Genomic DNA, 11,280 nt, shown 5'->3' on the forward strand with positions numbered 1-11,280 from the left:
CAACATCCGGGGCGGCGACAACGATCCATCGACCGCAAGCCGCAAGGATTCAGGCGGGCGACGCGCCTGACGGCATCGCGGGGTCGATAACCGGGTCATCCATCCCGAGCCGGGTCTTCGCAGCGGCGAGCATTTCCTTGAAAAGGCCATCGTCGCGGATCGGATTGAGGTCGGGATCGACCTCGAGATGGCGAATGTGCATCTGGCTGTTCACCTTCTCGAAGAACGGCTTCAGAGTCTCAAGAGCGCCCTTCGGGTCTCCCAATTCTCGAGCAAGCGAGCAGGCCAGGTTGTAACGCATCGACAGGTTGTCGGGATCGAGCAGAAGCGCTCGCCGGATCCAGTCCCTCGCCCGTTCCTCATCTCCGAACATGCACAAGGCGGAGGCGCCGACGGCGAGGGCCGGGCCGTTGGTCGGGTCTTTCGCGATGGCACGCTCCGCCCGCTCCAAAGCGGTCTTCGCCGCCTTGCGGAGCAGGGCGTCTTCCCCCGTCGAGTTGTAGCAGGTGATGAGCATCGATGGATTGTGCCAGTCGGTATCCATCAGCGTCGCCGCTTTTTCGAAGAACGGGATCGCCTCGCGGATATTGTCGTGCCGGAAGAGCATGCGGGCGGCTTCGCGGTTCACTTCCCAGGATTCGGGATCGAGCTGGAGAGCCGTCCGGATCTGTCGCTGCGCTTCTTCGCCGTGCCCTTCTTCCTCCAGGTAGCGGGCCTTGATGCACAGCGCTTCGGGCATTTCCGGATTGATCTCGAGCGCACGTTCCGCGGCAGCCAGCGCGTCCACATCCTTCCCGTGCCAGAAGCGCAGCTCAAGCTTGGCGAAGCCCATGAGCGCCCAGGCCTGCGCATAGTTCGGATCGAGCAGGGTCGCCTGCTCGCAAAGGCGGACAATGGCCTCGTCGCGCCGGATGTCGCCGAAGGTCCCGCTGATCCACTGCTGGCGGGCCATCAAATAGAGGTTGTAGGCGTCGACGCTCTTCGTGCCGCGGTTCTCGATCGCGCTCTTCTCTTTGGGAAGCAGCTTGAGCTGGAGCGCATCGACGATCGCTTTCGAGATCTCGTCCTGGATGGCGAAGATGTCGTCGAGATCGCGGTCGTAACGGTCGGCCCAGACATGGTCGCCGGCTGCGCCATCGATGAGCTGGGCGGTTATTCGCACGCGGTTGCCCGCCTTGCGGACGCTGCCTTCGAGGACGTGGCTGACGTCGAGCGTCCTTGCGACATCCTTCACGTCGATCGACTGGCCCTTGAACGTGAAGGCGGTGTTGCGGGCGATCACGGAAAGCGCCGACACCTTCGACAGGTCGGTGATGATGTCCTCGCTGATTCCGTCGCTGAAATATTCCTGCTCCGGCTCGCCGCTCATGTTGACGAAGGGGAGCACGCAAACCGAGACCTTCCTCTTCGGCTCGGCAGCCTTCGGGGAATCGGCCTCGCCGGCGCCGGCGGCCGAGCCGCAGGTGCTCGCTATCGCGGCGACAAGATCGTCGATTCCTTCCGGCGTTCCCTCGCCGGTCCACGAGCCGAGGCTGACGGTGTGGAACTGCCTGAATCCAAGCGGCGGCTTGACCGATCCGAGCGCTGCGGGGACCAGGCGTCCGCTGTCGCGTCCCTCGGCGGCCTCGTCCTGAACCCAGGCGGATTGGACCGAGGCCTCCGACCACAGCACGACAACGGCTTCGGCGTCCTTGAGAGCGCGGTCGATCTCATTGGTGAAGCGCGAGCCGCCCTGGATGTGGCGGTCCCACCAGACTTCGTGGCCGGCGCGCGCAATGGAATCCGCCAGCTCCTTGGCGGCGCCGACATCCTCACGCGCATAACTCAGGAAAACTTTCGCCACGGCCCCTCCGGCTGGCAGTCAGTCTGCGCTGAACTCGCCGAAGCTTCAAGCCGCGGGGAAAGTAGAACCTAGCTCGCCAGCCGCTTGTTGGCGAGGCCGACGACCATTTCGTTGGCCTTGGCGTAGCTCAGCGGCCTGCCGAACAAATAGCCCTGGATCGTGTCGCAGCCGAGCTCGCGCATGCGCTCGAAATCCTCGGCGGTTTCCACGCCCTCGGCGGTGATCGACATCCGGAAGCTCTTTGCGAGCTGGACGATCGACTGGATGATCGCGACGTTTTCGGGCCGCGTCCCGGCCTCGCGGACGAAGCTTCCGTCGATCTTCAGCTTGTGGAAGATCGCCTTGTTCAGATAGCCGATCGACGAATAACCGGTGCCGAAATCGTCGAGAGCGATGCCCACGCCGAGCGCTCGCAGGCGCTTGAGGACGTCGAGCGTCGGGCCGTTGTCGCCGAGGAAGATTCCCTCGGTGACCTCGAGCTCGATGCGGTTGCCCTGGACTCGGTGGCGGCCGAGTGCCTCGCTGACCAGGTTGGGAAGGTTGGGCAGGACGATCTGCTTCGGGCTGACGTTGAGCGAGACGCTGACGCTATCGGGCCAGCTGGCCGCGGCCCTGCATGCTTCCTCGATCACCCAGGCGCCGATCTCCGGCATCAAGCCGATTTCCTCGGCGACCGGGATGAAGGCGATCGGCGGCACCAGCCCGCGCTTGGGGTGGTTCCAGCGGATCAGCGCCTCGAAGCCGACCAGCTTCTGGGTCTTGGCTGCGACGAGCGGCTGGAAGACCAGGTGGAACTGCTTGGCGCCGAGGGCCGAGCGGAGGTCCTGCTCGAGCCGGACGCGGTCTTCCTTTTCTGACTGAAGCTCGTTGGAGAAGTAGCGGGCGATGCCCCGGCCGGCGCCCTTGGCTTCGTAAAGCGCGAGGTCGGCCTTGAGGATCAGGTCGTCGACGGTGGCGCCGTCGATCGGCCCGAAGGCGCAGCCGATGGACACGCCGATGCTGATCGTCGTCCCGTCGATATCGTACGGCTCCTTGATCGAATCGATGATCCGCTGCGCGAGCTGCTCGACCTTCTTTCGGCTCTGGGCATCGGGAATGACGACCGCGAATTCGTCGCCGCCCATCCGGCCGACATGGCCGAACGCAGCCACTTCGCGGACCAGCCGCTTGGCGACGGCGCGAAGGACTGCGTCGCCCTTCGGGTGGCCGAAGGTGTCGTTGACCGGCTTGAAACCGTCGAGGTCGAGGAACAGGATTGCGCAGGTGCCGTTGCCGGCCGCCGCCTCGCGAAGCGCTTCCCCGAGCAGCTGGCGGACCCGGCCGCGGTTCGGAAGGCCGGACAGCACGTCCATGTTCGCGAGATGGGTCAGCCGCTCCTGGGTCTGGCGGATCTCGGTGACGTCCGATCCGACCCCGCGGAAACCTTCGAAGCGGCCCGCGGTGTCGATGATCGGGTCGCCGGCGATCGAGATCCAGCGCGGCCCGCGCGGAGTTTCGAGCTCCATTTCGAGGTTGGCGAAAGGCTGCTTGTCGAGGAGCTTGGTGCCGAGCTCGGCGCTCCCGCCAAGGAGGGAGGGAAGCGAATGGCCGAGAAGCTGGCTCGCGGGACGGCCCAGCAGGGCGATCATTCGCGATGAAATGTAGGTCACCCGGTTTTCGGAATCGACCTGCCACAGCCAGCCGACGCCTCGCTGCTCATATTCCTGCAGGAGAAGCGCGGAGCTTTCGCTCTGCGAGCCGATGTCGGCGTTAGTCTTGAGCTGGGTGAAGGCCCAGCGGGCGACCGCGAGCACTCCGAAGATCGCGACGCCGAGCGTGAACAGGATCGACAGCATGTTCTCGAACGGGATGCTGTTGCGGCCGATGAGAAGCGCGGCACAGAGCCCGCCGGTGAAGCAGGCCATCCAGGCGACGACGCAGGGAAGGACGACGACCAGGCCGAGCGAGGCGATTCCGACGCCCGCGGTGACCGAAGCAGCGATAAGCTGCGAACCGGGGCTAAGCGTCGGGAACAGGTAGACCGGCAGGGACAGCCAAAGCAGCGCCCGAAGCACGATGTCTCCGACCAGTATCCAGTCGGGAAGCCGGCGGCCGGAGCGGCCGACATGGGTGATCGCCTGCATTCGCGCCATCTGCATCGCGAGAAGGTTGACCAGCGCGACCGCCGCGGCCCAGCCGCCGAGCCAGACGATCGGCACTTCGGCCGAGAGTCCCGTGATGATCATCACCGCGGCGACGATGTTGGCAGCCGCGAAGAAGGGGGCAAGGTCCGCCCGGGCAAGCAGCTGCGCGTCGCGCAGCGGCGAATTTTCGGAATCGGCCTTGCCGGAAGCGAATGCGAGGGATTCGCCGTCCGGCAGACGCGCCGAAGTCATCCGTTTGTATCGGTCAGGAGCTTCGTACATCGCGTCCCGGTTCCTTCTCGATCGTTCGCCTACGCCAGAGAGGGTTGAAACGCGGTTAAGAGCCGTTTTGGATTTTTGCCGGACGGAATTGGCGGCTGGTGCTGGACTTGGGGGCAGCGCCTGCTCGCAACGGCGGGAATATCCCCCTATATCCGCGCCGGATGGCGACCGACGGCGCAGCGCTGAACCAGAAGGACTCCGGGCAAGTGCCGGCCGCCGACCGCCGCTCGCGCTCGCGGCGCGCGGAAACGCCGCGGATCGAATCCCCTGCCCGGCCCATCCTCGAGGGCGTCGGGCTCGACGCCCCCTTCTTCGAAGACAAGAACCGCGCCTTCTGGTTTCTCCAGAGCTGCGGCTGGACCGGCTATTTCTTCCTCCGCTCGCTGTCGGGCTTCGCGAACAGCATGGGCGCGATGTGGCTCGTGCATACCGCGCTGCTGACCGCGACCGGCTATTCGCTGACTTTGCTGATGGGCGCGCTGTTCCGGCGGCTGATCAAGATGCGGGTGATCTGGACCGCGGTCCTGACGCTTCTTGCGGTGGTGGTTGCCTCGATGGCCTTCTCGGTGATCGAGACGTGGAGCTACGCGACTTTCCTGAAGCCCGAATCCCGGCCTGCCGGCTTCGAATATATGGGCGCGATCCTGCTCAATTTCGCGCTGCTGGCGGCGTGGGCGGCGCTTTATTACGGGATCAATTACTACATCCTGCTGGAAGAGCAGATCAATCAGCGCGAGCGGCTTGAGAGCCAGGCGAGCTCGGCGCAGCTGGCGATGCTTCGCTACCAGCTCAACCCGCACTTCCTGTTCAACACGCTCAATTCGATCTCGACGCTGGTGCTCCTGAAGCAGACCGAGCGGGCGAACGCGATGCTTGCCCGGCTGTCGTCCTTCCTTCGCTACACGCTGGCCAATGAGTCGACGGCGAAGGTCACTCTTGCGCAGGAAGTGGAGACTCTGAAGCTCTACCTCGAGATCGAGAAGATGCGGTTCGAGGACCGGATGCGGCCGCACTTCCGGATCGACGCGGAGACCATCGGGGCGCGGCTTCCGTCGCTGCTTCTGCAGCCGCTCATAGAAAATGCGATCAAATATGCGGTCACTCCGAGCGAGGACGGTGCGGACATCTGGATCACCGCGGGCCGCGAGGGCGCCGCGGTTCGGATCGAGGTCGCGGACAGCGGCGGGGATTCGGCCTCGGCTGAGATGTCGGCGACCCAATCGACCGGAGTTGGGCTGGCGAATATTCGCGAACGGCTCCAGCAAGCCTACGGCAATGCGCACGGAATTACGACGAAGAAGAACGAACACGGGGGCTTCAGCGTTATCATCGAAATTCCCTACGAAAGCGGAGACGACGACGAATGACGATCCGGACCATCCTGGTCGACGACGAGCCGCTTGCGACCCAGGGCCTGCAGCTCCGGCTCGAGGCCCATGACGACGTCGAAGTGGTCGCGACCGCATCCAACGGCCGCGAGGCGATCCGCCAGATCAAGACAAACAAGCCGGACCTCGTCTTCCTCGACATCCAGATGCCGGGCTTCGACGGATTCTCGGTGATTCAGGGGCTGATGGAGGTCGAGCCGCCGTTGTTCGTCTTCGTCACCGCCTACAGCGACCATGCGGTGCGGGCGTTTGAATCGCAGGCGGTCGATTACCTGGTGAAGCCGGTGGACGAGGACCGGCTTGCGGCGACGCTCGACCGGGTCCGCCAGCGCCTCTCCGAAAAGCGCAGCGCCGAGGAGGCGGAGCGGCTGAAGGAAGCCCTGGTCGAGCATGCGCCGGAGGCGGCGGAGGAGCTCGAGCTTGCCGAGGGCGGGAGCGAGGGCCCGGCAGCGAACCGGTTCGAGCGGATGATCAACATCAAGGACCAGGGCCAGATCTTCCGCGTCGACGTCGACACGATCGAGCGAATCGACGCGGCGGGCGACTACATGTGCATCCAGACGGGCGACAACACCTTGATCCTTCGAGAGACGATGAAGGACCTGGAAAAAAGGCTCGACCCGCGCCGCTTCCAGCGAGTCCACCGCTCGACGATCGTCAATCTCGACCTCGTCCGCCAAGTGAAGCCGCACACGAATGGCGAATGCTTCCTGGTGCTGGATTCGGGTGCTCAGGTGAAGGTGAGCAGGTCATACCGCGACGTCGTCGCGAGGTTCGTCCACTAGAGGCCGGGCCTCGCGAATTAATCGGTTAAATCTCCCGGCCCATCCGGCAATCGCTCCGCCGATAATGGCGGGTAACGTTCAGAATCGGATCTCCGCCCCCTGCTAGAAGTACGTCGGGGAGTGACTCGACCCGCCCGGTTGGGATGCCGGGCAAGGAGCGATCCGATGCGTATCGTCCATATTCTCCTGATGTCCGTTGCAGGGCTCAGCACCGCGGCAATAGCGGCAGGTCCGCCATCCGCCCCGCCGTCCCGCGTCACTGACAGCCTAAGAGCGGCGCTTCATTCGATGGTAGTTCCGCCGGGCCAGTCGAAGCGGCCGGTCGATCCCGACCAAGGCGACGATCATGCCTCGATCATCGCGATCGACCATGTCTGCACGAGCAATAGGCCCGCTGCCCGGCGCTCGGCGATCTGCCCGGTCCCGGTTTCGCCGTTCTGAGCAGCCCTAACGTTGGTTATTGACCACTTTCTAAACCAAAGGCCGCCTACAGGCTCCTTTGTGGACAAGTAAGGTGGCGTAAGTGGAACGCGAAACAATCGACTGGAAAACCCGCGTCGCGCCGAGGCGGGGTGTGAGCCATACCGCTTCGCTCGAGGTCGCCGATGGCCGCCGTTTCCGGGTCCTTGTAACCAATCTTTCCTATACCGGCTGTCAGCTGCTTTCGGAGCAACGGCTGGAAATCGGGCAAACGGTCGGCCTCAGCCTTCCGGGTCGCGGATCCATGGACGCGCAGGTCCGATGGACCGCCGGCGACTGCTATGGGTTGCAGTTCCTCCTTGGCCAATCGACCGTCGAAGACCGGCGCGCCAGGATCGGAGTCTGACCCCACCAACGAACGATATCTATCTTTCGTTATTGGGAAAATTGGCAACCTTTGAAGCCGACTGAGGAGTCGCCGACGCACCATGGTTGCCCCACTTCCACGAATGCGGTGGACAAAAGCCGCGGCGGGCGCTCGGCGGGTGGAACCCGCCCGTCGCGGCATTTTCCAGGGCTGCAACCATGCGGGACGGGCTTCGTAATTTGGCAAGAAATTCGCGGCATAAACGAGTCGTGCTGCGCGTCGTGCCTGTCCTCCTTCTCGCTCTCTCCGCCTGCGGATCGCAGGCGCCGGACCGCTCGGGATCGAGCGTCACCGTCACTCTTCCGCCGCCAAAGCCGGCGCCTGCGCCCGGATTCAGCTCCTCGGTCGCGCAGCCGGTCCCCTAAGCGATTCGCGCCCGTCGCCCGCTGCTGCTAGGCGGGCGGAATGGCTTCGAAGTTCGAGACTTTCGCTTCGCTTCACGTGCCGGGAAAGCCGGTCATCCTCTACAATATCTGGGATCCAGGAAGCGCGGTTGCAGTTGCTGCGGCGGGCGCCAGGGCGATCGCCACGGGCAGCCATCCGGTCGGCGACGCAGCCGGTTTCGGCGACGGCCAGAAGGTGCCGATGGACTTCGTGACCGACAATGCCAAGCGGATCGTCGGCGCTGTCGACCTGCCGGTGACGGTGGATTTCGAAAGCGCCTATTCCGTCGATCCCGGCGAAGGCGGAGCCAACGTCGCCAGGCTGAAGGCGGCCGGCGCCGTGGGCTGCAATTTCGAGGACCAGGTGATCGGCGGCGAGGGGCTTCACCCGCTCGACCTCCAAGCGAAGCGGATCAGGGCGATCCGCAAGGCCGTCGGGGATGATTTCTTCATCAACGCCCGGACCGACCTGTTCCTGAAGACCCAGACATTCGACGATGCGCTAATCGACCAGGTCGTGGAGCGGGGGAAAGCCTTTGCCGATTCCGGGGCGAGCGGCTTCTTCGTCCCGCGCCTGTCGGATTCGAAGCAAATAGAGCGCGTGGTCCGCGAAGTGCCTTTGCCGCTCAACCTCATCGCTTTCCCCGGGGCTCCGCCGAACCGCGAATGGGCCGATGCCGGCGCGGCGCGGATCAGCTACGGCCCCTTCCCGCATCGCGAGCTGATGGCGAAGCTCACGGACATGGCACGCGAAGCGATCGGGACTGCCTAGCGCATCCGGGCTATCGCCCGGTTCAGGGTTGCAACGTCTTCCCCTTTGAGCGGGCCACCGTCGGGGGGTTCGCAGCGGCGTCCGAGACTGGCGCCGAGAGTTCCGCACATGTGGATCGCCCAGCTCGTCACGCCGTCATGATAGTCGGCAAATACACGATGATTTCGGACGGCACTGACCATGCGGTTTCGGAATGCGGGGTCACGGCAGAGGGCAGCCCGGTCATACTCGACGACTTCGGGGTCGTTGGCGCGTGGGTCGTAGTGCATTGCGACCCGGCTGTCGGATGGCGGGACCACTTCCGGCCGGTTGGTCCGGAAATAGGCGATCTGGCCTTCGGCCCAGGCGAGCTGCGAATTGAAACCCGCGATCGCCTTGCGAACTCTTGGGTCCTCAATGGACGAAAGCCCGCCCGATCCCACCAGCTCCTCGTACACCGAGCGGGGCAATTGCAGCGACGGCAGCATCTGGACGGATCCCACGGCGCTCCACAGTGGCTTCGGAGGGCAGGCACCCGCGCCGAGCTGGGTGACGAAATCGATTTCGTTCTTGGTCTTTGCGAGCAAGACGTCGCGGATGTCGCGCAGCGACGCTAGGTCCTGCTCGGACTCTTCGAACAGGCGCTCCATCATTTCGTGGTGTCTCGCCGCCGCAGCGCGGTTCGCAGCCCACTCGTTGAGTTCGAAGGCGATGAGGATTCCCGCTATGACCCCGAGGGTTTCGAGCGACAGCAGCGCCCATTCACGTCCTTCGATCTTGCGGAACGATGCCCCGACACGCTTGAACAGGATCATTCGGCCCCCCGAGCCGCCAATATGTCACAGCTGCCGTGCGTGACCAATCCGGCTATGACGTAAGCGTGGCAGCTTCAGCTCGAACAGTGCGCGTGACGGGGCGAGTGCAGGGCGTCTTCTTCCGCGCCTGGACCCGGCAGCAGGCGCTCGAGCTCGGCGTAAACGGCTGGGTGCGCAATTGCGGCGACGGATCGGTGGAAGCGCATCTGGAAGGCGACGAGGCGGCGATCAAGACACTGGTCCATCGGATGCACGAGGGACCGCCGGCGGCGCAGGTGGCGGACGTTCAGGTGGAGGATGCCGAGGCCCTAGGAATCACGGGATTCAACGCTCGGGGTTAGCCCGCGAAAGGATCCCTGACGAGAATCGTGTCGTCGCGCTCGGGGGAGGTCGAGACCAACGCCACCGGGCAGCGAATCAGCTCCTCGATCCGGCGGACATATTTGATCGCGCGCGCCGGAAGGTCGGCCCAGCTGCGGGCGCCGGCCGTGGACTCCGCCCAACCCTTGATCTCGGTGTAGACCGGCTCGACCCGAGCCTGGTCGGCCGGATGCGGCGGAAGATAATCGAGCTTGGCTCCGTCGAGCTTGTAGCCGGTGCACACCTTCACCGTCTCCAGCGTGTCCAGCACATCGAGCTTGGTCAAAGCGATTCCGGTGATGCCGCCGACGGCGACCGCCTGCCGGACGAGCACGGCATCGAACCAGCCACAGCGGCGCTGGCGCCCGGTCACGGTGCCGAACTCGCGCCCGCGCTCGCCGATCTCGCGGCCGATCTCATTGTCCTGCTCGGTCGGGAAGGGGCCAGAACCGACGCGGGTGGTGTAGGCCTTGGTGATCCCCAGGACGAAGCCCGCGGCCGCCGGGCCGGTGCCGCTACCCGAAGCAATGGTGCCGGCGACGGTGTTGGACGAGGTGACGAAGGGATAGGTGCCGTGATCGACGTCGAGCAGCACGCCCTGGGCGCCTTCGAAGAGGATCCGCTTGCCGTTGCGGCGGGCCTTGTCGAGGTCGCGCCAGACGGGGCGGGCGAAGGGCAGAACGAAGTCGGCGATCTCGGCCAGGTCGGCGCGAAGGCGCTTGCGGTCGACCGGAGGCTCGCCGAAGCCGGCGCGAAGGGCATCGTGGTGAGCGCACAGCCGGTCAAGCATCGGGTCGAGGTCGTCGAGATGGGCGAGGTCGCACAGGCGAATGGCGCGGCGGCCGACCTTGTCCTCGTAGGCCGGGCCGATTCCGCGGCGGGTGGTGCCGATCTTTCCGGCGCCGCTGGCGTCCTCGCGCAATGCGTCGAGGTCGCGGTGGATCGGAAGGATCAGCGGACAGGTTTCCGCGACCATCAGGATTTCAGGAGTGACCTTGATGCCCTGGTCGCGAATCCGCTCGACCTCGCTCTTCAGCGCCCAGGGGTCGAGGACGACGCCGTTGCCGACGACCGACGGAGTGCCCGTGACGATTCCGCTGGGGAGGAGCGAGAGCTTGTAGGTCTTGCCCTCGACGACGAGCGTATGACCGGCGTTGTGGCCGCCCTGGAAGCGAACGACCATGTCGGCGCGGCTCGCCAGCCAGTCGACGATCTTGCCCTTGCCTTCGTCGCCCCACTGGGCGCCGATGACGGTGACATTGGCCACGAAAATCTTCCTTTTTGAGGCTTACCGCGCGCTCCTAGGGAGCAAGCGGGTTTCAGTCCAGCGCGCGCCTTCGTTTCCAATGCGGAACAGAAGCGCTCGTGGTGCGTAGAAGCGCCTTGAATTCGCAAAAGCGAAGCAACGGCAAAAGGGGACTCCCATGAAGACCACTACCATTTTCGCGATCGCGCTCGGCCTTGGATCGCTCGCCGCCTGCAACAACAGCCCGCAGGAGCAGACTGCCGACAATATCGAGGCCAACGCCGAGAACGTGGCCGACAATATGGAGGCCAATGCCGAGAACACGACCGACGCGATGCAGGCCAATGCCGAAAATTCGGCTGACGCGGTCCGCAACGAAGGCGAGCAGAAGGCCGACGAAGTGCGCAACGGCGCCGACGCGGACGGCAATAGCGCGAACTAAGAAAACAAACGACCG

General features: G+C 64.7%; 12 protein-coding genes. 8 read left to right on the forward strand and 4 right to left on the reverse strand.

Translation table 11 applies throughout. The features are described from left to right. Positions 1–49 precede the first annotated feature (49 nt). A complete protein-coding gene (locus LZ519_RS09280; protein ID WP_249868396.1) occupies positions 50–1,843 on the reverse strand; it encodes a TIR domain-containing protein in 1,794 nt (597 codons plus the stop codon). 68 nt (positions 1,844–1,911) lie between these two features. Then, complete coding sequence (locus tag LZ519_RS09285) at positions 1,912–4,248, reverse strand: putative bifunctional diguanylate cyclase/phosphodiesterase (protein WP_249868397.1); 2,337 nt, start codon at positions 4,246–4,248, stop codon at positions 1,912–1,914. 161 nt (positions 4,249–4,409) lie between these two features. On the opposite strand from LZ519_RS09285, the gene LZ519_RS09290 reads away from it, so the two are divergent. The 6 genes from LZ519_RS09290 (at position 4,410) to LZ519_RS09315 (ending at position 8,423) form a co-directional block, all read left to right on the forward strand. After that, entirely contained in the window at positions 4,410–5,615 is a 1,206-nt protein-coding gene (locus tag LZ519_RS09290; RefSeq protein WP_249868398.1) for a sensor histidine kinase, read from the forward strand. Next, on the forward strand, positions 5,612–6,421 hold the full coding sequence (locus LZ519_RS09295; RefSeq protein ID WP_249868399.1) for a LytR/AlgR family response regulator transcription factor: 810 nt from the start codon (positions 5,612–5,614) through the stop codon (positions 6,419–6,421). The genes LZ519_RS09290 and LZ519_RS09295 overlap by 4 nt, the downstream gene beginning before the upstream one ends. A 165-nt stretch (positions 6,422–6,586) precedes the next feature. Further along, positions 6,587–6,862 carry a hypothetical protein gene (locus LZ519_RS09300; RefSeq protein ID WP_249868400.1) on the forward strand — a complete coding sequence of 92 codons (276 nt, stop codon included), beginning with the start codon at positions 6,587–6,589 and terminating at the stop codon, positions 6,860–6,862. Positions 6,863–6,944: 82 nt separating this feature from the next. Continuing rightward, positions 6,945–7,247: a PilZ domain-containing protein gene (locus tag LZ519_RS09305; RefSeq protein ID WP_249868401.1), complete on the forward strand. Its 303-nt coding sequence runs from the start codon at positions 6,945–6,947 to the stop codon at positions 7,245–7,247. A 230-nt stretch (positions 7,248–7,477) separates the two neighbouring features. Beyond that, on the forward strand, positions 7,478–7,633 hold the full coding sequence (locus tag LZ519_RS09310) for a hypothetical protein (RefSeq protein ID WP_249868402.1): 156 nt from the start codon (positions 7,478–7,480) through the stop codon (positions 7,631–7,633). A gap of 40 nt (positions 7,634–7,673) precedes the next feature. Next, a complete protein-coding gene (locus LZ519_RS09315) occupies positions 7,674–8,423 on the forward strand; it encodes an isocitrate lyase/PEP mutase family protein (RefSeq protein WP_249868403.1) in 750 nt (249 codons plus the stop codon). On the opposite strand, the gene LZ519_RS09320 is transcribed toward LZ519_RS09315, so the two are convergent. Continuing rightward, positions 8,420–9,217 (reverse strand): hypothetical protein, encoded by a 798-nt coding sequence (locus LZ519_RS09320; protein WP_249868404.1) that lies wholly within the window; start codon positions 9,215–9,217, stop codon positions 8,420–8,422. The two genes, LZ519_RS09315 and LZ519_RS09320, sit on opposite strands and share 4 nt — an antisense overlap. Before the next feature lie 35 nt (positions 9,218–9,252). Here LZ519_RS09320 and LZ519_RS09325 point away from each other — a divergent pair, with 35 nt between their 5' ends. Further along, on the forward strand, positions 9,253–9,558 hold the full coding sequence (locus tag LZ519_RS09325) for an acylphosphatase (protein ID WP_249868405.1): 306 nt from the start codon (positions 9,253–9,255) through the stop codon (positions 9,556–9,558). Here the strand turns inward: LZ519_RS09325 and LZ519_RS09330 are convergent. Beyond that, positions 9,555–10,844 (reverse strand): adenylosuccinate synthase, encoded by a 1,290-nt coding sequence (locus LZ519_RS09330; RefSeq protein WP_249868406.1) that lies wholly within the window; start codon positions 10,842–10,844, stop codon positions 9,555–9,557. The genes LZ519_RS09325 and LZ519_RS09330 overlap by 4 nt on opposite strands. Positions 10,845–11,001: 157 nt before the next feature. Here LZ519_RS09330 and LZ519_RS09335 point away from each other — a divergent pair, with 157 nt between their 5' ends. Next, the gene (locus LZ519_RS09335; protein ID WP_249868407.1) at positions 11,002–11,265 is read left to right on the forward strand and encodes a hypothetical protein; all 264 of its coding nucleotides are present in this window, start codon (positions 11,002–11,004) and stop codon (positions 11,263–11,265) included. Positions 11,266–11,280: the final 15 nt, after the last annotated feature.

It is taken from the genome of Sphingomonas anseongensis, from assembly GCF_023516495.1.
In the GTDB taxonomy this organism is placed as follows: Bacteria; Pseudomonadota; Alphaproteobacteria; order Sphingomonadales; family Sphingomonadaceae; genus Sphingomicrobium; species Sphingomicrobium anseongensis.